Raw genomic sequence first — 23,429 nt, 5'->3', positions numbered from 1 at the left:
GCACAGGGCTGTGCCGACCTCGACGCAAACTGCCGAACCGGCGCCGATCTGTGCAGCAGGTTGCTGCACGAATGCTTCGGGCAGCCCGACGGCGCCTACGCCGCCAACGGCACCTCGTCGAGAGTCCGGATGCGGTCCTCGACGTCCGGGTACCGGTCGAACCGGTCCAGCAGCACCGCGGCGAGCCCGGCGTCGAGCGGACCCTGGTAGTCCTTCTCGACGTCGTTGCCCACCATCAGCACGTCGCCCGGAGCCGCCCCGAGCACCTCGCACGTCGCCGCGTAGGCGCGCGGGTCCGGCTTGCCCGCGGGCAGGTCGTCCGAGGCGACGACGACGTCGAGGTGCGCGGCCAGCCCCGTGCGGTCGAGCTTGAGCTGCTGGTGGACGGAGTCGCCGTTGGTGAGCAGTGCGGCGACGAGGCCGGCGTCCCGCACCCGGCGCAGGGCCGGGACGGCGTCGTCGAACGCCGCCCAGGCCTGCTCGTAGCGCGTCAGGTAGCCGGAGAACAGCTCGTCGGCCTCGTCGTCGGTGGCGTCCGCCCCCAGGAACTCGCGCACGCGGACGCGCCGCTGCTCCTGGAACGTGATCTCGCGCCGCTGGTACCGGCCGTAGGCCTCCTCGGCGATGCCGCCCCAGGCCGTGACCAGCTCTTCGGGGTCGTCGTGGTCCAGACCCAGCTCGGGGAGCCAGCCCAGGAGCGCCGTCCGAGAGGCGCCCTCCTGGTCCACGAGTGTGTCGTCGAGATCGAAGAGAACGACTTTCAGCACGCTCGCATCGTGTCACACGCCGGTCTATGCCCCACCCGTCACCCCGATGACCTGGCCGTTCACCGCGGTGTTCGCCCCGGATCCGAGCCAGACGACGGCGGAGGCCACCTCGGCGGCGTCGATCAGCCGCCCCAGCGGCGACCGGTCCTCGTAGATCTTGCCCACCTGCTCGACGACGTGGGTGTTGGTCGCCGTCCGGGTCAGTCCCAGCAGCGCCACGTTGGAGAGCAGGTCGCCGTCGCGCCCGAGCGAGAAGGCGACCGACCGGCTGAAGCCGTGCAGCGCCGCCTTGGCCGCGGTGTAGTACTCGCCGCCGGCCACGCCCTCGGTGACGAGCGAGGACGAGAGGTGCACCAGCCGGCCCCAGCCCGCGGCGCGCATCAGCGGCGTCACGGCTCGGGTCAGCCGGATGGCTCCCTCGACGTTGCTCCGGACCAGCGCGGTCCACTCCTCGTCGGGCACGGTGTCGAACGGGACCATGTCGCCCCAGGCCACCGCGTTGTTGACGAGCACGTCCACCCGCCCGGTCGCCTCGACGGCGGCCGAGACGAGCGCCTCGGCGGCCCCCGGGTCCGCCTGGTCGTACCGCACGACGTGCGCCCGGTCGCCGATCTCGTCGGCCACCTTCTGCGCCTCGTCGCGCCCGCCGCGGTAGGTGAGCACGACGTTCGCCCCCTCCGCCGCGAAGGCGGTGGCGATGTGCCTGCCGACGCCGCCCGACGCGCCGGTCACGATGACTGTCCGTCCCTGAAGTCCGATGTCCATGGCCCCACCGTGCTCGCGGCGCGACCGGGCAACCAGACCGGCCCGAGACTGGCCCTGAACGGGCCACCCTCCGACCGCGCGTCCGCTCTACGCTGAGGTGCATGACCAGCGAGCTCGGCACCCTCCTGCGCGCCCACCGCGAGGCCCTCTCCCCGGAGGAGGTGGGCCTGCCACGCGGCGCCCGGCGCCGGACGCCGGGGCTGCGCCGGTCGGAGCTCGCCACGCTGGCCGAGGTGAGCGTCGAGTACCTGACGCGCCTGGAGCAGGGGCGCGACCAGCACCCGTCGCCCGAGATCCTGGGCGCGCTGGCCGACGCGCTGCGGCTGCCCGCGGACGAGCGCTTCCTGCTGCTCCGCGCCACCAAGGGCTCGGGCGGCGCGTGCGCCGTCGACCCGCCCGCGGACTCGGTGCGGCCGCCCGTCCGGGCACTCCTGGAGCGGCTGGAGCCGTCGCCCGCGGTGCTGCTCAACCGGCTGGGCGACGTGCTGGCCGCCACGAGCGGCTACCGCTCGCTGCTCGCCCCGTTCGGCCTGTTCGACGACGACCACCCCAACCTGCTCCGGTTCGTGCTGACCGAGCCCCGCGCCCGCGCGGCCTACCCGGACTGGGAGCACGTCGCCGACCGGCAGGTCGCCGCGCTCCGGATGGAGTCGGTGCCGGGCGACCCGCACGTCGCGGAGCTCGCCGAGGCGCTGGCCGTCCTGGCCGGCGCCGCGTTCAGCGACCGGTTCAGGGCGCCGCTCTCGGCCCGCTACCGCACCGGCACCGAGCGGATGCGGCACCCCGAGGCGGGCGACCTGCGGCTCGACGTCGAGACCCTGGCCCTGCCCGACGCCGACGGCCAGCGCCTCCTGGCGTTCCTGCCCGCGGACGCGGCGACGTCGGACGCGCTGGACCGGCTCGCCGGGCGCCGGCCGGGCGCGCTGCGCGCCGTCTGACCTGCCCGGACAAATTCGGCGGGTGAATTCGGCGCGCCTGCCAACGAACTGGCCCTCTCGTGCGTCCCTAGCGGTGACAGGTTCCTGTCCTCACCGATCTGGGGGATCCATGACCGCACTACGTTTGTCCCGGCCGTCGCCGCGCCTGCTCACCATGGGCGTCGCCGTCGTGCTGGCCCTCGGCCTGCTCGGCGAGGGCGGCGCGACCAACGCCACCGCCTCAGCCGCGCCGATCGCGACCGCCCCGGCGGACGCCGCGCCGACCGCCGCGCAGCGCGGCCTGCGCTTCGCCCCGGCGGCGAGCACCGTCGAGGCCTACAACTACGACGGCTTTGTGTACTTCGACTCGGGCGTCTGGATGGCCGCCTACGGCGAGGGCTACGAGTTCTGGGCGAAGAAGGCCAAGCCCTCCGCCCGCGCGACGCTCACCAAGACGGTGATCCGCGGCGACGAGCGCACCACCACGAAGGCACCCGCCGCGATCGTCGACGGGCTGGGCGGCTTCAAGAAGGGCCTCACGGTCCAGGTCACGGACTCGACGGGCAAGGTGCTGATCAAGAAGTCGCGCAGCCTGTGCCTCAGCGGCATGGAGCGCCAGCGCGTCGAGCCGACCGGCAACACCGAGCCGATCTACCCCATGTTCTGCGGCGGCGACTGGTTCACCAAGTCCAGCGTCTCCGGGATCGAGCAGGGCTGGGCCACCAAGCTGGACACGTACTTCGAGCTGAAGACCACGCGCAAGAACCTCCGGATGACGGTGACCATCAGCGACCCCGTCGCGGACTTCCTGGGCCTCCCTGCCACGGGCCGCTCGGTGTCGCAGCGCGTCAAGGTGATCGACGAGTGCACCGTCGTGGACTGCGGGGAGGTCGGGGACGCGCTCCTCGGGGCGCCCGCCGAGGGCTTCAGCACCCTGGCCGAGGGTGACGCCGCGGCCACCCACGCCGACCAGGTGCGAGCGATGGCCAGCGGCGCCCACGGGACCCATGGCGCGGGCGACGGCGCCGGTTCCTCGCACCGCGCGAACCTCTTCACCCTGCAGGGCGGGAGCCAGGAGCACGGCGGCGACCACCCCGCGCTCGGCCAGCCGGGGTCGAAGCCGTCGAACAAGGCCCCCGCCGAGGACACGCTCCCGGACCTCCAGTCCCTGCCCGCGTGGCAGATCGGGATCGAGCGGTCCTCCGGCGCCGACCGGCTCACCTTCAACGCCAACGAGTGGAACGCCGGCCCGGCGCCCCTGGTGGTCGAGGGCTACCGCAAGGGCGCCGCGGAGGTCATGGACGCCTACCAGTTCTTCTACCGGGACGGCAAGGAGGTGGGCAGCACCAAGACCGGCAAGATGAAGTACCACGCCGCCCCCGAGCACGACCACTGGCACTTCCTGGACTTCGCGAGCTACGAGCTGGTCAAGCCCGACGGCACCCTGGTGACCACGAGCGGCAAGCAGTCCTGGTGCCTCGCGCCGACCAACGCCGTCGACCTGTCGGTGCCCGGCGCGACCTGGCGGCCGGAGGCCACCGGCCTCGACAGCACCTGCGGCGACCGGTCGGCGCTCTGGCTGCGTGAGGTCCTGCCCGTGGGCTGGGGCGACACCTACAACCAGACCCAGACGCAGGCGTTCAAGCTGACGGGCGTCAAGAACGGCACCTACCAGATCAAGATCACCGTGAACCCGAACGGCTCCCTGCACGAGCTGACGACGGACAACAACGTCAGCTATCGGACCGTCGTGCTGGGCGGCAAGCCCGGCAAGCGCACGGTGACGGTGCCGCCGTACGAGGGCGTCGACACGGAGATCGTCAACTAGACGGAGGTCGTGGACCAGTACGACTGGTCCACGACCGAACCGTAGGCTGCGGCCCATGAACGCCAGCAGCACGACCGGCATCCCGTCCGGGAGCGGTGTCTCCTGCACCCTCTCGGACGGGATCGCCGACGTCCGCCTCGACCGGCCCGACAAGCTCAACGCGCTGTCGCTGGGCATGCTCGGCGAGCTGAGGTCCACCGCACGCCGCCTGGGGCGCGAACCCGGGCTGCGTGCGGTCGTCGTCTCCGGCAACGGCCGCTCGTTCTGCGCGGGGCTCGACCTCGGCTCGGCGGCGCGGAACCCGGCGGCGGTCGCCCGGGCCTTCGTGCCGACGCCGCGGGGCACCAACCTGTTCCAGGAGGCCTGCTGGGCCTGGCGCCGCCTGCCCGTACCGGTGATCGCGGCCGTGCACGGGCACGTCATCGGCGCGGGCGTGCAGATCGCCCTCGCCGCCGACCTGCGCCTGACCACGCCGGACGCGCGCTGGTCCGTCAAGGAGGTCGAGCGCGGCCTGATCCCCGACATGTCCGGGATCCACACCCTGACGCAGCTCGTGGGCATCGAGACGGCGAAGCGCCTCACCTTCACCGCCGAGGAGTTCACCGGCGCCGACGCCGGGCGGCTCGGCCTGGCGGGCACCGTCACCGACACGCCCCTGGACGAGGCGTTCGCGCTCGCCGGCCGCATCGCGGAGCGGCGGCCCGAGGCCGTGGCGGCGGCCAAGCGGCTCTTCGACCGGCACTGGTCGTCGGGCGACCGGCGCACGTTCGCGGCCGAGCGCCGCGAGCAGCTCCGGCTGCTGCCGGGCGCGATGCGCGCGCTCCAGCGGATGAAGGGCGGCCGGGCGGGCTGACCCGGGTCAGCCCCGGTACGCCCGCTGCAGCCGCACCGGCGCCAGCGGGCCGATGCCCGGGACGTCGCGCTCGGGCTGCGCGGTGAGCGCGTAGCGCGAGCTCGTGGCGAGCAGCGCGGCGGTCTCCTTGTCGACTAGCACGGTCGACGGGTCGGACTGCTCGGTCAGCCGCGACGCGAGGTTGACCGTGGGGCCGAAGATGTCGCCGAACCGCGAGAGCACCCGCCCCCAGACGAACCCGACGCGCACCGGGATCTCGGGGTCGCCCGGCGCGGCGGTGCCGAGCTGCGCCCCGGAGGTCTCGGCCAGGCCGAGGGCCACCTCCGCACCGGTGGCCACGTCGTCGGTGACGAACAGGACAGCGTCGCCGATGGTCTTCACCACGCGGCCGCCCGCGTTGACGATGACGTCGCGCGCGCCGGCCTCGAACCGCTGCACGAACTCCGCCAGCTCCTCCGAGCCGAGCCCCGCCGTCCGCTTGGTGAACGAGACGATGTCGGCGAACCCGACCGCCCGCAGCAGCGGGAGCTGGTGGCCGTCGTTGCTCTCGTCCCCGCGCGCTCCGGCGAACTCGATGGCCGTACGCCCCGTGAGCGCCGCGAGCTGACGCCGCCAGGCGTGCTCGAGCTGGCGGCTGAGCATCTCGGACATCTCCGGGAGCTTGTCCAGCGCGAGCAGCCGGGCCGACGTCTCGTCGAGCTCGTACCGCCGGGCGAGGTGCTCGACGAGCGCCTCGACCTGCCACAGCGCCAGTCGCTCGGTCGTGTGGCCCACGGACCGGATGAAGGTCATCTGGGCGCGCTCGTCCATCTGCTCCGCCTCGAACAGGCCGGCCGCGTCCTTGAGCGCCTCGACGTCGGCGTCGGTGAACCAGGTCTCGGTGGGGTGCGTGACGGGCAGGCCGATCCAGCGCCAGTAGCGGGTCACGAACTGCTTGTCGAGCCCGGTGAGCTCCACGACCTGCGACAGGGTGTAGCGGCGGGCGCCGCCGAGCAGGGTCTCGTCGAGCCGGGCCGCGGTGTCGGCGCCGGGGGTCTCGTGGTTCGTGGGGGACGTCTCGGAGTTGTGGAGCACGTCACCACTGTAGGCGGGCGCACCTCATGCAACCGCATGCATCAGTGGGGCACACCGCGGTCAGGGCTCCGGAGAGCTCAGCTCCAGAACGTCAGTACGAGGGGGATCCCCGTGAGCACCAGGAGCATCCCGACCACGGTCACGACGTTCCAGAGGCCGAGCCGCACGCCCGGGACGCCGTCGTCCCGGTAGAGCAGCACCCAGACCACCAGGAGCCAGGAGATCCCCGCCGCGATGAGGCCCGCCGTCGGCGTCCCCTCCGTCTGGACGATGCCCCGGTCCAGCCGGACCGTGCTGATCAGATAGACCGCGACCACCGCCGCGGCGCACACGATTCCCTTGGCCACCCCTACCGTGGCTCGACCTGCCTCCATGGCGTCTCCTGACCGTCACCCGCCCGTGCTGTCCGTCCTCGCTTGTGGCGGAGATTACCGCAGGTCAGGGGCTCTGCGGCAGGGGCTGCCGTCGAGTTCACCCGGCGCCGCGCACGAGTTCACCCGCGCCCGGCCGGCGGCGCCGGACGGGGCGGGAGGGGCGACGACGCGGGGCGGGAGACCGCGTTACCTCAGGTGCCAGACGTCGCCCGCGGTCACCGTGCGCTCCTCGCCCGCGTCCGTGCGGATCGTCAGCGCACCCGTGCCGTCGAGGCCCACGGCCTCGCCCTCCACCACCCCGGCGTCCCCGGCGAGCTCGGCCCGCACGCGGGTGCCCAGCGTCGCGGACACGGCCGTGTACTCCGCCAGCAGGCCGGCCGCGACCACGTCGCCGCCCGCCTCCTCCCAGCGCCGGACGACGGCGTGCACCTCGCCGAGCATCCGCACCAGCACGTCGGTGCGGTCGGGCCGGGGGTGGCCCGCGAGCGCCAGCGACGTCGCCGTCGGCACGGGGAGCTCCTCGGCGGACTGCGACACGTTGAGACCGATCCCGAGCACGACGGCGGGGGCGGCGCCCGGCACGGCCCGCGAGGCGTCCGGCGCCTCGGGCACCACCTCGGCGAGGATCCCGGCGACCTTGCGGTACGGGCCCAGCCCGGCGACGGCGTCGGCGGCGGGCAGCAGCACGTCGTTGGGCCACTTCACGGCGGCGGTGACCACGCCGTCGGACACCGCGCGGACCACCGCGAGGCCGGCCAGGAGCGGGAGCCAGCCGAGGCTCTGCGCGGGGACGCGGGGCCGGAGCAGCACGGAGACGGTCAGGCTCGCGCGCGGCGGCGTCTCCCAGGAGCGCCCGGCGCGGCCGCGGCCGGCGGTCTGCTCTTCCGCGACCAGGGCCGACGGCGCGGGCCAGGCGGCCGGGTCGTCCCGGACGGCGGCGGCGAGCTGGGCGTTGGTGGAGGGCGAGGTCTCGACCACCTCGACCCGGGCGAACCCGGGGACGGTGAGCCGGTCGCGGGACAAGGCGGGGTGCACGTCTTCATCCTCTCTCCTGGGCCGCGCGACCGCCCTTGGAGGAAACCCACAAGTCGGCGGCGCGACCCGCTGGACGCTCCCGCATCGAGCGGGAGGCATCCGACAACTACCCTCGGAGATGTGAACGACTCCACGACGACCCTCGCCGGCACGCGCGCCAAGCTCGACGACCTCGACGCACGCCGGGCCGCCGCCATCGACGAGCCGGAGGTGACGGCCCAGGAGAAGCAGCACAAGCGGGGCAAGAAGACCGCCCGCGAGCGCATCGACGCGCTGCTGGACGAGGGCAGCTTCACCGAGCTGGACGCGCTGGCCAAGCACCGCAGCCGCAACTTCGGCCTGGACAAGAAGCGCATCGCGGGTGACGGCGTCGTGACCGGCTACGGCACGATCGACGGCCGCCAGGTGTGCATCTTCTCCCAGGACTTCACGGTGTTCGGCGGGAGCCTCGGCGAGGTGCACGGCCAGAAGATCACCAAGGTGCAGGACCTCGCGCTGCGCACGGGCGTGCCGCTGATCGGCATCAGCGACGGCGGCGGCGCGCGCATCCAGGAGGGCGTCGCGGCCCTGACGCAGTTCGCGGAGATGTTCCGGCGCAACGTCGCAGCGTCGGGCGTGATCCCGCAGATCTCCCTCATCCTCGGCCCGAGCGCGGGCGGCGCGGTGTACTCCCCCGCCCTGACCGACTTCATCGTCATGGCCGACCAGACGTCCAACATGTTCATCACCGGCCCGGACGTGATCCGCACCGTGACGGGCGAGGACGTCGACTTCGAGACGCTGGGCGGCGCCCGCACGCACAACTCGAGGTCGGGCGTGGCGCACTACATGGGCAGCGACGAGGACGACGCGCTCGACTACGTGCGCCACCTCGTGAGCTACCTGCCGCAGAACAACCTGTCGGACGCCCCGGCGTTCCCGCCCGAGGACGACACGGTGCTGGAGGTCACGGCCGAGGACGAGGCGCTCGACACGCTGATCCCGGACAGCGACAACCAGCCGTACGACATGCGTGACGCCGTCGAGGCGGTGCTGGACCCGGAGTCGTTCCTGGAGGTCCAGCCCATGTTCGCCACGAACGTGCTGATCGGGTTCGGGCACGTGGAGGGCCAGTCGGTCGGCATCATCGCCAACCAGCCGCAGTCGATGGCGGGCACGCTCGACATCGACGCCGCCGAGAAGGCCGCGCGGTTCGTGCGCACGTGCGACGCGTTCAACATCCCCGTGCTGACGTTCGTGGACGTGCCGGGCTTCCTGCCCGGCGTGGGGCAGGAGCACCAGGGCATCATCCGCCGCGGCGCCAAGCTGATCTACGCGTACGCCGAGGCCACGGTGCCGCTGGTCACGATCATCACGCGCAAGGCCTACGGCGGCGCGTACATCGTGATGGGCTCCAAGCAGCTCGGCGCCGACGTCAACCTGGCGTGGCCGACCGCCCAGATCGCCGTCATGGGCGCGAGCGGCGCGGTGAACATCCTGCAGCGCGGCGCGCTGCGCACCGTCCAGGAGGCCGGCGGGGACGTCGAGGCGGAGCGCGCCCGGCTGACCGCCGAGTACGAGGACGCCATCGTCAACCCGTGGGACGCCGCCGAGCGCGGCTACGTCGACGCGGTCATCCGCCCGTCCGAGACCCGGGTGCAGGTCGTGCGTGCCCTGCGCGCGCTGCGCACCAAGCGATCTACGCTTCCTCCGAAGAAGCACGGCAACATCCCGCTCTGAGCGGGATGTCGAGCCGGTCCAGACCTGGAGGAGACCGCATGAGCCACGAAGACGCCACCCACGGCCCGGCGCCGATGGGCCGCGTCGACACGGAGCCGATGCACCGCGCCGTCGACGCCCTGGCGGCCGCGCTGCACGACTACGTGGGGACCGCCGTGGGCGTACGCGCCGAGTTCGGCGCCGCCGAGGCCGACGAGGACCCGCGCGTGCTGGCCCTCGAGTCGAAGGTGGGGCACCTGAACGCCTCGCTGTTCGACGTGCTGCACGGCGCGCTGGGCATGCACCCCGACCTCACGTCGTCCGTGTGGGAGCCGGAGCACGAGGGCGAGGAGGACGAGATCCTCGAGTCCGAGACGCCGGAGGAGGGCGAGTCGTTCTACCTCGGCTTCGTCGTGGGCGCGCGGGGCGGGGACGCCTCGCTGGACGGCGTGATCGACCTGCTCGACGCCGCCGGCGAGTCCGTCGCGACGCAGCTCACCGAGGGCGGTTACGACATCGCCGAGTGGGCGGCCTCGCGCGGCGAGGCCCCCGGCTTCGGCTTCTACGAGGAGGACGACGAGTGAGCCCCGAGGTCCGGGTGGTCCGTGGCGAGCCCGACGACGTCGAGGTGGCGGCCCTGGTCGCCGGCCTCGCCGCGGTCGCGGCGGCCGGCACGGAGCCCGACGACGCCGCGCCGCTCGACGAGTGGACCAACCACTCGCGCGTGCTTCGCGGGAACGGCGCCGCGACCGCCAAGAACTTCGGCGGACGCTCCGGGCGGCACAACGCCGACGCGTGGCGCTGGAGCCTGCGCTCATGACCAAGGCGCCCCGTCCCGGGGACACCGACGTCGTCCTGTTCGTCCGTTCGCTCGGCCAGCGCATCGCGGGTGGCACCCGCGCCGTCCTGGCCCGCGCCAACCTCTACGCCGGCCTCGGGTACCGCACCACGCTCGTGGTCACGGGCCTGCTGGACGACGACGGCGACTGGGTCCGTGAGCACGGCCTGCTGCGCCCCGACGTGCGCCTGCTGGTCCTGTGGCGCGACGGGCCCGACGCCGTCGACCGGGCGCGCGCCCGCGAGGTGGAGCCCGTCACGGTGCCCCGCATCGCCGACGGGCCGGGCGTGAAGCGCCGTCGGCGGACCGTGGGCGACGTGCTCCAGGTGCGCACGCTGGTGGACGACAAGCTGCGCACCATCGAGCTGCTCGACCAGGGCACCGAGACCACGCGGCAGCTCATCGTGCTGCGCGAGGACGGCTCGCGGGAGTCGCTGTGGGCCTTCGCGCACGGCGAGCTCATCGCGATCGACCACCTCCCGCAGGGCGGCGGCCGCCGCCGCGAGCTCGTCGTCGACGGACGCGCCGTCTGGCTGGAGGCCGAGGTCGACGGGCACGTCGGCACGGGCGAGGCCCACCTGCGCCTCCGCGAGGAGGAGGTCGGGGACTACGCGGGCGCGATCGCCCGCTGGCTCGACACCACCTTCGCCTCCGCGCAGCACCTCGTGGTCTTCGCCGACGGCGAGAACGTGTGGCAGCGCAGCCTGCGCCTCATGCGCCACCAGCACCTGCGGGGCGTGTCGGTGCTGCACAACTCGCACCTCGCGGCGCCCTACGACGCCGCGGCGCCCACCAAGCCGCACTGGGCCGGCTTCTTCTCGGACACGACCAACGTGGACGCCATGGTCTGCCTCACCGAGCGGCAGCGCACCGACCTGCTGGAGCGGTACCCGGGGCTGCCGCTGCACGTGCTCCGGCACGCGGCACCCAAGCCCAAGGTGCGCGGCGTGCGGCGCGACGGCGACTCCGTGGTGTTCGTGGGCCGGCTCGCGCCGCAGAAGCAGCTCGACCATCTGCTGCGGGCGTTCGTGCTGGTGCACGAGCAGGTCCCGGACGCGCACCTCGACGTGTACGGGCACGGTGTCGAGGAGGAGTCGCTCAAGAAGCTCGCCACCGAGCTCGGCCTGGACCTCGGCACCACCGTCCGGTTCCACGGCGCGACGTCGCAGGCCCTGCACGCGTTCGCCGGCGCCCGGGTCGCGGCCATGACGTCCTTCCACGAGGGGTTGCCGCTCACCCTTACCGAGGCCATGTCGGTGGGCACGCCCTTCGTGGCGTACGACTGCAACTACGGCCCGGCCGAGGTGATCCGGGACGGCGAGAACGGGTTCCTGGTGACCCGGGACGACGTGCCGGCGCTGGCCGACCGCCTGGTTCAGGTGCTCCAGGACGACCGGCTGGCCCGCCGGCTCGGCCGGGAGGCGAAGCGCGTCACCACGAGCTTCTCGCCGCGCCGGTACAGGGACGCCTGGCGGGACCTGCTGGGCCACGTCGCGAGCCGCGAGTCGAGCAGCTCGCACACCGTCGCCAGCAGCTGACGCCGGTCGATCCGGAGGTTGTCCAGGTGGGGGCGGACGTCGTCGTGCCGACGGCGCTCGCCCTCACCCACCGGCTCGCCCAGCAGGGTCACGGGCACCGGCCGCCCCTCCGCCTCGCGCGCGCCCGGCCGTAGCTCCGGCAGGACGTCGCCCAGGCTCGGCGGCGCGTAGACCACGCCCGGGGCGTCGCTGAACCAGCCCACCTTGTGCTGGCTGGTGCCGTTCGGCGCGACGTACACGTCGGTGGCCTCGGCCCACAGCACGGCCTCCCGCAGCGTGCTGCCGACCAGGTCGACCACCTGGTCCGGGCGCCGCACGTCGCCCCGGATCGCGCGCGCCACCGCGTGCAGCTCCTCGATGCTGGCGCGCCACCGGTCCGAGACGAGGTCGGTGCCGACGGGGTACGAGTAGCCGTCCAGGAGCACCAGCGCCCGCGGGTAGCGCCGGTGCAGCGCGTCGACGAACCGGGCGGCCTCGCGCTCCTGGTCCGCCCACGCGCGGCTGCGGACGCGCAGCCCGACCCAGACCACCGGGCCGTCCGTGGCCGGCGGCGGCTGCGGGTACCCGGGCGCCGGCTCGGCCTGCACCATCCGCCGCCGGATCCGGTCCACCAGCGAGCGCCGGATGAAGTACCCGCCGACCGAGAGCACCAGGTGCTCGCGGGAGAAGGGGTAGGGGTCGCGCAGGGGCCGCCGGGGCTCGTCGACGACGCGGGCCGCCGAGAACTCCGGGAACAGCTCCTCGAACGCCCCGAAGAACCCGGTGCCCGCCGTGCGCACCTCGGCCACGTTGCCGGCCAGCCCGTGGTCGATCAGCCGCTCCACGCCGGGGTAGAAGTTCCAAACGTGGTGCGCGAAGTTCTCCGCGACCGTCATCTGGAGCACCACCCGGCGCCGGGCGCGGGGGTCCGGGCGGGTGGCGACCGCGCGGGCGTACTGGTCGCGCCGGGCCACGACCCGGCGGAGCAGGTCCGCCGCCAGGTTGGTGATCCTGCCCGGTGCGAGCACCGCTCCCTTGAACGCGCCGAGGTTCAGCACGAGCCCGCGGGCAGGCAGGAACAGGTAGGCGGCCTTGAAGCCGCCGAGGACGCTCACGAGCATGGTGTGCTCGGTGTCGCCGAAGGAGTAGACGGCCTTGCCGGCCGTCACCACCGCGTCGAACGGTGCGCACTCGGCGCCGGTCACCGGGTCGCGGAGCACCAGCCGCCGGTCGCGGACGGCCCGCGACTGGTGGCCCAGGTACGGGTCCGCGGCCTCGTGGATCCGCCGCTGCGCCGGCGTCACGAACTCCCGGTCGTGCGCCCGCGGCACATCCGGGCGGAGGAACTCGTCCTGCCACCACGCGACCGCGTCGGCGGACAGCGGTTCCCCGGCCTCGGCAGCCTCCTCGAACGTCAGCACGCGGGGCCGCGTGGCGGTGAAGTACAGCTTGATCACGGCGGGCTGCAGCGCGCCGACGCGCGCGGCGTCCGCCTCGGGCAGGGGACGCAGGGCGGAGTAGGCCGCCCAGGCTCGGGCGCACGCGGCGGCGTCGTCGGTCTCGAGGAACGCCGCGAGGTGCGCGGCGTGCTCGTGCCGCGCCGTGTCCGCCGTGGGCCCGCCGAGCAGGGCGAGCAGCACCACGGGAAGCGGCCGGGGCGAGTGCGCCTGGAGCGCGGAGAGCCGTTCGGGGAGCGGCACGTCGTCTGCCGCGCGGGGCGCGTCCCGCCACTCGGCCCAGGCCTGGGCGCTCGTCGGGTCGAGGAGCAGCACCTGGCCGTAGGCGTCGTCCACCTCGGGCGCGGGCGCCCCCGCCGCCACGAGATCGCGCGCCCGGCGCCTCGCCGTCGGCAGGTCGGTGCCGTCGGCGGGAACGCGAAGGGCCCGGACGGGGCCTCGCACCTCGCGGTGCGTTGCCTCGTCCGGGCCCGGGCTCATCGTCAGGCCGCGGCGCGCCGCGACTCGACGAACGCGCTGCCCTTGTCCCAGAGCTCGCGGTACTTGACGTACAGCTCCTGGTTCCAGGGCTTGAGCCAGCCCGCCCAGTGGACGATGCTCGGGTCGGTCACCGTCTCCTGCGTGGGCCAGTTGTTCCAGGCCGGCTCGATCTTCCGGTACCGGGAACCGGCGTAGCAGTTCAGGATCTCCTGGTCGTTGAGACCGTAGGTCTCCACGTACGCCACGTAGTCGGCGGTGAAGCCCTCCGACCGCATCTGCGCGAGGTCCATGAGCAGGATGCCCGCGTTGAAGCCGTCGAAGTCGTTCGGGTGCCGCTGGTACATCGCGCGGAAGAACTCGTTGGCGACGACGGGCTCCTCCGTCAGGCGGCGGCCCTGCTTCAGGATGTTGCCGAGGCCGCTGCGCACGCCGTGCCCGACGGACGGGCGGGCGGCGAGCGGGGAGCCGCCGAGCTCGATGTCGTGCAGCGTCGCGATGTCCTTGACGGTCAGCGCGTCGATGTCGTGGTAGACCACGCGGTCGAGGTCCGGGAGCAGCTCCGGCAGCAGCAGGCGGTCCATCGTGGAGACCGTGATGTGCTTGAGCATGCCGAGCACCGGCCCGTAGTCGATGTCGTCGCACGCGATCCACTCGAAGCTGACCTCGGGGAACAGGCCGGCGAGCCGGTCGTGGTCCTCCGTGGTGTGGTCGCGCGTCAGGGCGACGACGTGCAGCGGACGGTCCGAGTGCTGGACCAGACCGCCGATGACGATCTCCATCTCCTGCTTGAGGTTGCCGTCCAGCGCGACCGCCACGTTGACGACCTCACCGGTGCGCGGCGCGGTGGCCGGCGTCAGCACGCGCGACGCGCGCGCCGTCCGGCACGCCTCGTCGACGTCGAAGGACGCGGTCAGCTTCATGATCGGGGCGGCGAACCGCTCCTCGGCCAGGGCGACCTCCGGCGCGACGGTCTTGAGCCACTCGGCGTAGACCTCCTCGCGCGACGCGCCCTGGAGCACGAGGGCCATCGCCGGCGCGAGCAGGCGACGGATGCGCTCGCGCATCTCGTTCAGGTCGTTCTCGTCGGCGTCGAGCAGGCCGGCGAACCGCACGTCGGCGCGGTTCTTCGGGGTGAACTGCACGTTCGCGCCGATCGACCACGACGGCAGGTAGCAGTGCAGGCGCGAGGTGACGACCTGGCCGAACTCCGTGCGGTAGCTCTCCAGGAGCCCCAGCGCCTCGCGGACGTTCGGGCCCATCGAGGTCCAGCGGACGTCCTCGTGCACCTGCGTGATCTGGATGGCGTCGTCCGTCGGCGCCGGGGTGTCCACGTAGGCGGTGGGGCCGCCGACCGGGACCGGCGTGGCGGCGTCCGGGAACACCGTGCTGATCGTCGTGGTGAGGCAGCCCGAGAAGAAGGCCGGCACGCCGCGGGCGAGCAGCAGGTAGACCGTGTTCCAGTCACGGCAGCCGATCGGGCCGTGCGCCTTGAGGTACTCGATCGCCTCGGGCGTGAGCATGTTCGGGCGGTTCACGTGGAACGAGATGAACAGCGGGTTCACGTTCGGGTTGAACGGGAAGTCGTAGGCCAGCCCGAAGATGTCCTGCATGTACCAGCCGAAGGCGATGGCCCACGTGTTCTCCGGGACGGCGTCGTAGCTCGACGAGTCACGGTTGAGGGCCATGAGCTGGACGTCGGCGCCGGGGCCGTCGATCTGCAGCTCGGGGCGCACCCGGCCCTGGAGCTCGGAGACCACGCCGACGAGCTCGTCGTCGCCGTGCAGGCGCAGGTTCGCGTGGCGGACCAGGTGGCCGAGGCTCGCGATGGTCTGGACGTAGTCGCCCACGTTGGACGACGTCGTGCCCTCGTCCGGCTGCTTGTAGTCGATGACGCCGAACGACACGCGCCCCTGCGGGACAGTGGCGGTCTGCGGCGTGATCGCGCGCGACGTGAAGTCGGCCAGCAGCTCGATGCGGCGGGTCAGCGCCTCGTCGGCGTCGCCGGCCTCGCGGGCCGCGTCGATCGCGCGGGAGGCGGCCGTGTACTCCTTCACGGCGAAGAAGATGGACGCCATGTTGTACAGGGGCTTGGCGCCCTGCACCACGCCCTGGTCGATCCACTTGACGACCTCGTCCACGACACCGAGCTGGCCCACCTGGGCGGCGGTGCGGAGGAACTCGACCGGCGCGTTCCGGGCCACGGCGTCGCGCGGCACCTCGGAGAACAGGTCCCAGGCGAGGTCGTAGGTCCCGGCGTGGCGGGCGACGAGCGCCCCACCGAGCGCGCCGGCGACGCGGGTCTCGGGCTGGCTGTGCAGCGAGTGGCACAGCGCGCGGGCGCCCACGAGGACCTCGGCGTTCAGCTTGCGCGTGAACCGGCCGCGGATCAGCTTGACCACGGCGTCGGTCAGCGGGACGCCGGACCGCAGGCTGCGCGTGAGCTCGGCGTCGGCGGCCAGGCGCTTGGCGGCGTGGACGTACTGGCGCTTCGCCCGCACCTCCTCCTCGGGCAGGCTGCCGGGCTCGAGGCCGAGGACGACCTCGGTCATCTGGCGGTACGAGCCGCGCAGGCGCGCGGCGGCCTTCTCGTTGACCGTCGGCTTGGCCGACGACCCCGAGGACGGTGCCTTCGCAGCTGCCTCGGCGGACTTCTTGGGTTGCGGCGCGCTGGTGCCGGCCCAGCGATCAGCCGTCCTGGCGATTTTGCGAAGTGCGCGACGGCGCAGGCTCCGGCCTCGAACGTTCATCCATATACCTTTCTCGGGGTCGGCGAGCTGGGCGCTCAAGCCGGGGACGATCGTACCGTCCAGGCCGATCCTGAGGTCCCACAGGCGCCACATGCCACGTAAACTTCTCGTTCGCCATCGGCGCGGGCACGTAGGCTCGGTCGAATGACCAGCCCTGTGCGCACATCCACGCAGATCGACGTCATCGCCGATGACTACGTCAAGCGTCTCACTGAACTCGCCCCTTTGTCCGCCACAGCCATGGGCCTGCCCGGACACGACCACGAGATCGGCGATCTCTCGCCCGCCGGACACGACGCGCTGGCCCAGGCCGGGCGGGATGTCCTGGCGCGGCTCGACGGCGTGCAGCCCGCCGACGACGTCGACCGGGTCACGCTGTCCGCGATGCGCGAGCGGGTCGGGCTCGACCTGGAGCTCCACGCGGCCGGCGAGGGCCTGCGCGACCTGAACAACATCGCCTCACCCGTGCAGGGCCTGCGCGACGTCTTCGACATCATGGCCACCGACTCGGTCGAGGCCTGGGAGAACATCGCGTCGCGCCTCAACGGCCTGCCGGGCGCCGTCGACGGGTACATCGAGTCGCTGACGGCGGCGGCCGCGCAGGGGAACGTCGCCGCGATCCGCCAGGTGCGCGAGTGCGTCGACCAGGCGCGCGAGCTGGCCGCGGGCGACTCCTTCTTCACGTCGTTCACGCGCGGCCCCGCCGTCGACGCGGTGCTGGACGAGTCGGCCGCGTGCAGCCTGGTGCGCAAGGAGCTGGAGCACGGCGCCACGGCCGCCCGCGAGGCCTACGGCAGGCTGGCGGAGTTCCTGGAGCGCGACCTGGCGCCGCAGGCGCCCGAGGCCGACGCCGTGGGCCGCGACCGCTACGCCCTGTTCTCGCGCCACTTCCTGGGCGCGCAGGTGGACCTCGACGAGACGTACCAGTGGGGCCTGGAGGAGCTCGCGTCCATCGTGGCCGAGCAGGAGCAGGTCGCCGCGCAGATCGCCGGTCCCGGCGCCACGGTCGAGGAAGCGGTGGCCGTGCTCGACGCCGACCCCGCCCGCAAGCTGCTGGGCACCGACGCCCTCAAGGCCTGGATGCAGGAGACGTCGGACGCCGCGATCACCGCGCTGAACGGCACCCACTTCGACGTCCCCGAGCCCGTGCTCGACCTGGAGTGCATGATCGCGCCGACCCAGTCGGGCGGCATCTACTACACCCCGCCGAGCGACGACTGGTCCCGGCCGGGCCGCATGTGGTGGGCCGTGCCGGCCGGCGTCACGGAGTTCAACACCTGGCGCGAGAAGACGACCGTCTACCACGAGGGCGTCCCGGGGCACCACCTCCAGTGCGGCCAGGCGGTGTTCGCGCGCGAGACGCTGAACACCTGGCGGCGGCTGGCCTGCTGGGTCTCCGGCCACGGCGAGGGCTGGGCCCTGTACGCGGAGCGCCTCATGGCCGACCTCGGCTACATGGACGACCCGGGCGACCGCCTCGGCATGCTCGACGCGCAGCGCCTGCGCGCGGCCCGCGTGGTGTTCGACATCGGCGTGCACCTCGGCAAGCCCGCCCCCGAGCAGTGGGGCGGCGGCACCTGGACCGCCGAGAAGGGCTGGCCGTTCCTGCTGGCCAACGTGAACATGCCCGAGCAGTTCGTGCGGTTCGAGTTCAACCGGTACCTCGGCTGGCCGGGGCAGGCGCCGTCGTACAAGGTGGGGCAGCGCCTCTGGGAGCAGACGCGCGACGCCGCGAAGGCGGCCGTGCCGGCGGGCCAGGAGTTCGACGCCAAGGCGTTCCACGCCCGCGCGCTGAACCTCGGTTCCGTGGGCCTGGACACCCTCCGCGAGGCGCTGGCCTGAGTTCTCGGGCCGCCGCGTGTCAGACGTGCAGGTCCCTCGGGGGACCTGCACGTCCGACACGTGACCGGGGTCACTTTCGACAGATCTCGTATTTGCTGTTTCGTCCGGCCGCATTCTCGTTACTGTGGCGCGCGTGCCACGCCTGGTCCTCGCCTCCCAGTCCCCCGCCCGACTCGCGACGCTGAAGTCCGCCGGAGTCACGCCGGAAGTCGTCGTGTCCGGCGTGGACGAGGACAAGGTCCTCGCCGACGCCACGGAACGGTTCGGCGAGCTCGATCCCGCCGACGCCGTGCTCGTCCTGGCTCAGGCCAAGGCCGAGGAGGTGGCGTCCCGGCTGGAGGAGTCCTGGGCCGACGCCGAGGCCCCGGCCGACGGCTCTCCCGCCGACGTGCCCGCCGACGTGATCGTCGTCGGCTGCGACTCGATGCTGGAGATCGACGGCACGATCGTGGGCAAGCCCGCGGACGCCGCCACAGCGCGCGAGCGCTGGCGCGCCATGCGCGGAACCAAGGGCGTGCTGCACACGGGCCACTGGGTGGTCGACCTGCGCGACGACGCCGCGGGCGGCACCGGCGGCACCCTCGGCTCGACCAGCTCGACCACGGTCTGGTTCGCCGACATCGACGACGACGAGATCGACGCCTACGTCGCCACCGACGAGCCGCTGCACGTGGCCGGCGCGTTCACCATCGACGGCCTCGGCGGCCCGTACGTCGAGCGCATCGAGGGCGACCACCACGGCGTGGTCGGCATCAGCCTCCCCCTCCTCCGCGAGCTCCTGACCGACCTGAACATCCCCTGGCGCCAGCTCCGGAACGCGTAACCGCAGGTGAGCGCGGAGCGGGTTGCACTCTGAGTACTCATTCCGCCACTGCCCCCGCGTTCACCTGCCGAGCTCGACCTGCCCCCGCAGCCCGGCAGCGGGGGTCCAGTGCAGGGCGGTCAGGCGGGTGGCGACGTCCTGACCGATGCCCTCGGCTCCCAGCGCCTCGGCTGCCGGGTAGCGGAGCATGACCAGACGGTCCGTGCCGACCAGGCCGTTCTGCCGCACCGAGTCGTCGGCAAGCATCGACTGGCCCGAGTGAAACGCACGCCCGTCGATCTCGACCACGAGATACCGCCCGCCCGGCAGCCGCCAGACCAGATCGACCCGGGCCAGAAAGACGCCGGCAAGAGTGAAGGTCACCTGCTGACCGTCGGGCGGGACGCCATGGTCCAGGCACGAGAGCCGCGCAGCCGTCTCGGCGGGCGACCCGTCCAGGGCGGACGCCAGGGGGAACCAGCCGAGAGCCTGCACCGAGCCGCGCCGGTGCCCCATCATCTCGCGCACCTGGCCGAGCGCCGACACATCGAGGAAGCCCTGGTGCAGCACACTGCCGAGCACCGCCACGCCCTCGTCCCGTGCCAGATTCGGGAGCGCCTGCGCCAGCGCCGGGACCAGGGCCGCGATCCGCCTGCCCCGGTACCGCACCGTCGGGAAGGAGCGGTATCGGCGGAGGACGACCTCGGATCCGAGCCTCGCTGCCTCGCCGTCGGGCCGTGCCACCTCCGGCACGAGCCGCGCAGGCAGGCCGGCCACCCGGTGGAGCGCGAGCGCACAGGCCCCGACAGCGATCCCGTCCGGGACAGCGAGCATCCCGGCCCATGCGGCACGCCGGCGGACGTGCTCGAAGTAGTCGTCCCGCCGACGCCGCTCGACGGGGTCAGGGTCCGTGTCGTAGACGCACCGGGTGACGCGGGACCAGGTACCTGCCTTGACCAGGCGTCCGACGGCGTACTTGTCCAGCCCTGCGGCGTCGCACTGGGCCTTGTTCACCAGCCCTTCCTGCGTGACGGCGTCCGACAGCAGACGCAGCGGGATCTTCCGTGGTGGTCGCATGCTGCCGATCCCACACCGGCCGACGGCCCCACGGGCCCCGCCTGAGCCACCCTGTGCACAACCACCCGAAACGACCCCCTGTGGTCGCACTCAACCCCCTCTCCCGGCTCCCCGACCGCCCACCCGGGTCGATGCTGACTTCTCACCCCCGCGGATGAACGCGGGCCGGGTTGCACTCCGGGCGGCTATTCCGCAACTACACCCGCGGTCACTGGCGACGGCCGCACGCAGGCAGGCCGTCGTTTACCTGATACCCACAAGCCCGGGCGGCTCAGTGGACTGCACAGTGCCGACGCCATGTCTGAACCCCACAAACGGCCCGCTCCGGGGTTGGTCTGGGCTCCAGACTTTCTCCCCGGTGCCCGGAGCCGGTACATAGGTCCTGGATACCCGGGTTACGGTGAGCCGTGCCTAGTTCCAGCCTGCCCCGAACCATCTCGAAGGTGCTCATCGCCAACCGTGGTGAGATCGCCGTCCGCGTGGCCCGCGGATGCGCCGATGCGGGGCTGGCGTCCGTCGCCGTCTACGCCGACCAGGACCGCGAGGCCATGCACGTGCGGATCGCCGACGAGGCGTTCGCCCTCGGCGGCGCCCGCGCCGCCGACACCTACCTCGACCCCGCCAAGCTGCTCGACGTCGCCCGCCGGTCCGGCGCCGACGCCGTGCACCCGGGCTACGGCTTCCTGTCGGAGAACGCGGCGTTCGCCCAGGCCGTCCTCGACGCCGGGCTCGTCTGGATCGGCCCGCCGCCGTCCGCCATCGACGCGCTCGGCGACAAGGTGAGCGCGCGGCACATCGCGCAGCGCGCCGGCGCACCCCTGGTCCCCGGCACGGCCGACCCGGTCAAGGACAGCAGCGAGGTGCGGGCCTTCGCCGAGGAGTTCGGCCTGCCCATCGCCATCAAGGCGGCGTTCGGCGGCGGCGGCCGCGGCCTGAAGGTCGCGCGCACCTTCGACGAGATCGACGAGCTCTTCGACTCGGCGGTCCGCGAGGCGACGGCGGCGTTCGGTCGCGGCGAGTGCTTCGTGGAGCGCTACCTGGACAAGCCGCGCCACGTCGAGACCCAGTGCCTCGCGGACACCCACGGCAACGTCGTCGTGGTGTCCACGCGCGACTGCTCCCTGCAGCGCCGCCACCAGAAGCTCGTCGAGGAGGCGCCCGCGCCGTTCCTCACGCCGGAGCAGGAGAAGTCCCTGTACATGGCCTCCGAGGCCATCCTGCGCGAGGCCGGGTACGTCGGTGCCGGCACCTGTGAGTTCCTGGTGGGCCTCGACGGCACCATCTCCTTCCTCGAGGTGAACACCCGCCTCCAGGTCGAGCACCCGGTGACCGAGGAGGTCACGGGGATCGACCTGGTCCGCGAGCAGCTGCGCATCGCCGCCGGCGAGCCGCTCGGCTACGACTCCCCCGCGATCCGCGGGCACTCTCTCGAGTTCCGCATCAACGGCGAGGACCCGGCGGCGGGCTTCCTGCCGGCGCCGGGCCGCCTGAACACGATCACGTGGCCGTCGGGCCCGGGCGTGCGCGTCGACACGGGTGTCGTCGCGGGCGACACGGTCTCCGGCGCGTTCGACTCCATGATCGCCAAGCTCATCGTCACGGGCGCCACGCGCACCCAGGCCGTCGAGCGCGCCCGCCGCGCCCTGCGCGAGCTCGTGGTCGAGGGCATCCCCACGGTGGTCCCGTTCCACAAGGCGGTGCTCGACGCCGAGGCGTTCGTCCCGACGGACGGCAAGCCGTTCAGCGTGCACACCCGCTGGATCGAGACGGAGTTCGCCGACGAGCTCAAGGCCCTCGCCCCGGCGCCCGCGCCCGCCCCCGAGGACGAGGTCGAGGAGGTCACGGCCGAGCGCGTCGTCGTCGAGGTGGGCGGACGCCGCCTGGAGGTCGTGCTGCCCGCGGGCCTCGGTGTGGCCGCCGGCCGGGCACGCACCGCCAACGCCGCCCGGCGCCCCGCGCGACGCGCCGGTGGTGGCAAGGCGTCGAGCGCCTCGACGGGCAACACGCTCGCCTCGCCCATGCAGGGCACCATCGTCAAGGTCGCGGTCGAGGACGGCGCGCAGGTGGCCGAGGGCGACCTGATCGTCGTGCTGGAGGCCATGAAGATGGAGCAGCCGATCCTGGCCCACCGCGCGGGGACGGTCCGCTCCCTGTCGGCGACGACGGGGGCAGGCGTGACGGCGGGCGCCCCGCTGTGCGAGATCGTCGACTGACCTTGGCTGTCACCGGAACTCATCGGGTGATTTCCGGCATCAAACGGGGTGAAAAGTGCCCTACGAGGCCTGATAGGCGCCACCCGTGCCCATCAGGCCTCGTCTGATCGGCTAGGTTCTGCGACGTGACACGCGTCGTAGTTCTCAGCCCCGAAGAGGCCATCGCCCTCGTCCGCCCCCGGAAGTCCCTTCCGTCGTTCGTCAGCGAGCTGACCTGCGAGGACGGCGTCATCGCCGTCACCGCGGACCTGCGCCGCCTGACGTATGCCCCGCTGCCCGTCAAGATCGCGGCCAAGGCCGTCCCGGTCATGCACGCGTCGGCGCAGATCACGTCGGTGTGGCAGAACATCGCGGTGCTCAAGGTCGAGGCCGACGCCGCCGGCCTGCCCGCCACCAAGCTGCTCCCGCTCGCCTCCGGCACCATCGAGAAGATGGCGCGCAAGAGCGGCCTGCCCGAGAACGCCGTGCAGCTCCGCAAGGACGGCACGGTCTCGCTCGACCTGCTCGCGCTGATGCGCGGCCAGTTCACCGAGGTGACGGGCTTCCGGTTCGAGGGCGGCAAGGTCGTCGTCGAGGGTGTCCCCGCGGAGGACTGACCACGCCGGTCACTGACAGCCCGCGTCCGGACCTGAGAGACTGACGCCGTGCCGAACCCGACAGTGCCTCCCGCAGACCTCCACCGGCACGACGGCGACGGTTGGGTGACCTGCGGGGACCACCGGCACTGGGGCCTGTTCGGCGCGGCGGGGCTGTTCCTCGTGCGCCGGGACGTCACGGGGGCGCCGTCCGCCATGGTGCTCCAGCACCGCGCCCTGTGGTCCCACATGGGCGGCACCTGGGGCATCCCCGGCGGCGCCCTCGCCCCGGACGAGAAGCCGGAGGACGGCGCCCTGCGCGAGGCCGCCGAGGAGGCGGCGATCGAACCCGCCGCGGTGCACGTGGTGGGCACGCACGTGCTGGAGCACCCGGCCTGGACGTACACGACGGTCGTGGCCGACGTCGCCCCCGGCCACGCCGTCGAACCGCGCGCCGCCGATCCCGAGAGCCTGGAGGTGCGCTGGGTCGGCCTCGACGAGCTGGACGGGCTGAACCTGCTGCCCGCGTTCGGTCACGCTCTGCCTCGCCTGCTCGCGTTGCTGGGTTAG

Annotated in this window: 19 protein-coding genes; 12 read left to right on the top strand and 7 right to left on the bottom strand. The window is 73.0% G+C overall.

All coding sequences use genetic code 11. From position 1 onward, the window contains the following. Positions 1-95: 95 nt before the first annotated feature. Both ACFV9Q_RS26795 and ACFV9Q_RS26790 read right to left on the bottom strand, forming a co-directional pair. Entirely contained in the window at positions 96-767 is a 672-nt protein-coding gene (locus ACFV9Q_RS26795; protein ID WP_377236950.1) for an HAD family hydrolase, read from the bottom strand. Positions 768-791: 24 nt separating this feature from the next. Further along, positions 792-1,532, bottom strand: a complete 741-nt coding sequence (locus tag ACFV9Q_RS26790) for an SDR family NAD(P)-dependent oxidoreductase (RefSeq protein ID WP_377236949.1) — start codon at positions 1,530-1,532, stop codon at positions 792-794. Positions 1,533-1,633: 101 nt separating this feature from the next. On the opposite strand from ACFV9Q_RS26790, the gene ACFV9Q_RS26785 reads away from it, so the two are divergent. From ACFV9Q_RS26785 to ACFV9Q_RS26775, 3 genes are all read left to right on the top strand, one after another. Then, positions 1,634-2,470 carry a helix-turn-helix domain-containing protein gene (locus ACFV9Q_RS26785; protein WP_377236948.1) on the top strand — a complete coding sequence of 279 codons (837 nt, stop codon included), beginning with the start codon at positions 1,634-1,636 and terminating at the stop codon, positions 2,468-2,470. Positions 2,471-2,579: 109 nt separating this feature from the next. Next, positions 2,580-4,277 (top strand): lysyl oxidase family protein, encoded by a 1,698-nt coding sequence (locus ACFV9Q_RS26780; protein WP_377236947.1) that lies wholly within the window; start codon positions 2,580-2,582, stop codon positions 4,275-4,277. Between the two features lie 55 nt (positions 4,278-4,332). Next, positions 4,333-5,130 carry a crotonase/enoyl-CoA hydratase family protein gene (locus ACFV9Q_RS26775; RefSeq protein WP_377236946.1) on the top strand — a complete coding sequence of 266 codons (798 nt, stop codon included), beginning with the start codon at positions 4,333-4,335 and terminating at the stop codon, positions 5,128-5,130. 6 nt (positions 5,131-5,136) lie between these two features. Here the strand turns inward: ACFV9Q_RS26775 and ACFV9Q_RS26770 are convergent, their stop codons facing one another. From ACFV9Q_RS26770 to ACFV9Q_RS26760, 3 genes are all read right to left on the bottom strand, one after another. Then, positions 5,137-6,204 (bottom strand): adenylate/guanylate cyclase domain-containing protein, encoded by a 1,068-nt coding sequence (locus ACFV9Q_RS26770; RefSeq protein ID WP_377227919.1) that lies wholly within the window; start codon positions 6,202-6,204, stop codon positions 5,137-5,139. 77 nt (positions 6,205-6,281) lie between these two features. After that, complete coding sequence (locus ACFV9Q_RS26765; protein WP_377227918.1) at positions 6,282-6,578, bottom strand: hypothetical protein; 297 nt, start codon at positions 6,576-6,578, stop codon at positions 6,282-6,284. 186 nt (positions 6,579-6,764) lie between these two features. Continuing rightward, complete coding sequence (locus ACFV9Q_RS26760; RefSeq protein ID WP_377236945.1) at positions 6,765-7,613, bottom strand: biotin--[acetyl-CoA-carboxylase] ligase; 849 nt, start codon at positions 7,611-7,613, stop codon at positions 6,765-6,767. Between the two features lie 120 nt (positions 7,614-7,733). Between ACFV9Q_RS26760 and ACFV9Q_RS26755 the strand changes: the two genes are divergently transcribed. From ACFV9Q_RS26755 to ACFV9Q_RS26740, 4 genes are read left to right on the top strand one after another with little or no spacing between them, the layout of a single operon-like run. After that, positions 7,734-9,332 carry an acyl-CoA carboxylase subunit beta gene (locus tag ACFV9Q_RS26755; RefSeq protein ID WP_377236944.1) on the top strand — a complete coding sequence of 533 codons (1,599 nt, stop codon included), beginning with the start codon at positions 7,734-7,736 and terminating at the stop codon, positions 9,330-9,332. A gap of 38 nt (positions 9,333-9,370) precedes the next feature. After that, entirely contained in the window at positions 9,371-9,895 is a 525-nt protein-coding gene (locus ACFV9Q_RS26750) for a hypothetical protein (protein WP_377227915.1), read from the top strand. Next, positions 9,892-10,131: an acyl-CoA carboxylase epsilon subunit gene (locus ACFV9Q_RS26745; RefSeq protein ID WP_377227914.1), complete on the top strand. Its 240-nt coding sequence runs from the start codon at positions 9,892-9,894 to the stop codon at positions 10,129-10,131. The genes ACFV9Q_RS26750 and ACFV9Q_RS26745 overlap by 4 nt, the downstream gene beginning before the upstream one ends. Continuing rightward, positions 10,128-11,687, top strand: a complete 1,560-nt coding sequence (locus ACFV9Q_RS26740; protein ID WP_377236943.1) for a glycosyltransferase — start codon at positions 10,128-10,130, stop codon at positions 11,685-11,687. The genes ACFV9Q_RS26745 and ACFV9Q_RS26740 overlap by 4 nt, the downstream gene beginning before the upstream one ends. A gap of 1,918 nt (positions 11,688-13,605) precedes the next feature. Here the strand turns inward: ACFV9Q_RS26740 and ACFV9Q_RS26735 are convergent. After that, the gene (locus ACFV9Q_RS26735) at positions 13,606-16,350 is read right to left on the bottom strand and encodes a glycosyltransferase family 8 protein (protein WP_377236942.1); all 2,745 of its coding nucleotides are present in this window, start codon (positions 16,348-16,350) and stop codon (positions 13,606-13,608) included. A 144-nt stretch (positions 16,351-16,494) separates the two neighbouring features. Here ACFV9Q_RS26735 and ACFV9Q_RS26730 point away from each other — a divergent pair, with 144 nt between their 5' ends. Together ACFV9Q_RS26730 and ACFV9Q_RS26725 are read left to right on the top strand one after the other, a co-directional pair. Continuing rightward, a complete protein-coding gene (locus tag ACFV9Q_RS26730) occupies positions 16,495-18,192 on the top strand; it encodes a DUF885 domain-containing protein (protein ID WP_377236941.1) in 1,698 nt (565 codons plus the stop codon). A 133-nt stretch (positions 18,193-18,325) separates the two neighbouring features. Further along, positions 18,326-19,015, top strand: coding sequence for a Maf family protein (locus ACFV9Q_RS26725; protein WP_377236940.1), 690 nt, complete (start codon positions 18,326-18,328; stop codon positions 19,013-19,015). A gap of 60 nt (positions 19,016-19,075) precedes the next feature. Here ACFV9Q_RS26725 and ACFV9Q_RS26720 read toward each other — a convergent pair whose 3' ends face one another. Next, the gene (locus ACFV9Q_RS26720) at positions 19,076-20,071 is read right to left on the bottom strand and encodes a hypothetical protein (RefSeq protein WP_377236939.1); all 996 of its coding nucleotides are present in this window, start codon (positions 20,069-20,071) and stop codon (positions 19,076-19,078) included. 407 nt (positions 20,072-20,478) lie between these two features. On the opposite strand from ACFV9Q_RS26720, the gene ACFV9Q_RS26715 reads away from it, so the two are divergent. The 3 genes from ACFV9Q_RS26715 to ACFV9Q_RS26705 all read left to right on the top strand — a co-directional run bounded on the left by ACFV9Q_RS26715 (position 20,479) and on the right by ACFV9Q_RS26705 (position 23,429). After that, the gene (locus ACFV9Q_RS26715) at positions 20,479-22,284 is read left to right on the top strand and encodes an acetyl/propionyl/methylcrotonyl-CoA carboxylase subunit alpha (protein WP_377236938.1); all 1,806 of its coding nucleotides are present in this window, start codon (positions 20,479-20,481) and stop codon (positions 22,282-22,284) included. Between the two features lie 125 nt (positions 22,285-22,409). Beyond that, positions 22,410-22,880 (top strand): hypothetical protein, encoded by a 471-nt coding sequence (locus ACFV9Q_RS26710; RefSeq protein ID WP_377228432.1) that lies wholly within the window; start codon positions 22,410-22,412, stop codon positions 22,878-22,880. 48 nt (positions 22,881-22,928) lie between these two features. Continuing rightward, positions 22,929-23,429, top strand: coding sequence for an NUDIX domain-containing protein (locus tag ACFV9Q_RS26705; RefSeq protein WP_377228433.1), 501 nt, complete (start codon positions 22,929-22,931; stop codon positions 23,427-23,429).

Source organism: Promicromonospora sp. NPDC059942 (genome assembly GCF_042731755.1).
In the GTDB taxonomy this organism is placed as follows: Bacteria; Actinomycetota; Actinomycetes; order Actinomycetales; family Cellulomonadaceae; genus Promicromonospora.
Note: the sequence above shows the minus strand (reverse complement) of the source record. Positions and strands in the feature narration are given on the sequence as shown.

Excerpts from the sequence above, each read along its gene's own strand:
- ACFV9Q_RS26740 (WP_377236943.1), top strand. The coding sequence starts at position 10,128 with ATGACCAAGGCGCCCCGTCCCGGGGACACCGACGTCGTCCTGTTCGTC.
- ACFV9Q_RS26720 (WP_377236939.1), bottom strand. The coding sequence starts at position 20,071 with ATGCGACCACCACGGAAGATCCCGCTGCGTCTGCTGTCGGACGCCGTC.
- ACFV9Q_RS26775 (WP_377236946.1), top strand. The coding sequence starts at position 4,333 with ATGAACGCCAGCAGCACGACCGGCATCCCGTCCGGGAGCGGTGTCTCC.
- ACFV9Q_RS26780 (WP_377236947.1), top strand. The coding sequence starts at position 2,580 with ATGACCGCACTACGTTTGTCCCGGCCGTCGCCGCGCCTGCTCACCATG.
- ACFV9Q_RS26785 (WP_377236948.1), top strand. The coding sequence starts at position 1,634 with ATGACCAGCGAGCTCGGCACCCTCCTGCGCGCCCACCGCGAGGCCCTC.
- ACFV9Q_RS26730 (WP_377236941.1), top strand. The coding sequence starts at position 16,495 with ATGACCAGCCCTGTGCGCACATCCACGCAGATCGACGTCATCGCCGAT.
- ACFV9Q_RS26790 (WP_377236949.1), bottom strand. The coding sequence starts at position 1,532 with ATGGACATCGGACTTCAGGGACGGACAGTCATCGTGACCGGCGCGTCG.
- ACFV9Q_RS26765 (WP_377227918.1), bottom strand. The coding sequence starts at position 6,578 with ATGGAGGCAGGTCGAGCCACGGTAGGGGTGGCCAAGGGAATCGTGTGC.
- ACFV9Q_RS26735 (WP_377236942.1), bottom strand. The coding sequence starts at position 16,350 with ATGAACGTTCGAGGCCGGAGCCTGCGCCGTCGCGCACTTCGCAAAATC.
- ACFV9Q_RS26750 (WP_377227915.1), top strand. The coding sequence starts at position 9,371 with ATGAGCCACGAAGACGCCACCCACGGCCCGGCGCCGATGGGCCGCGTC.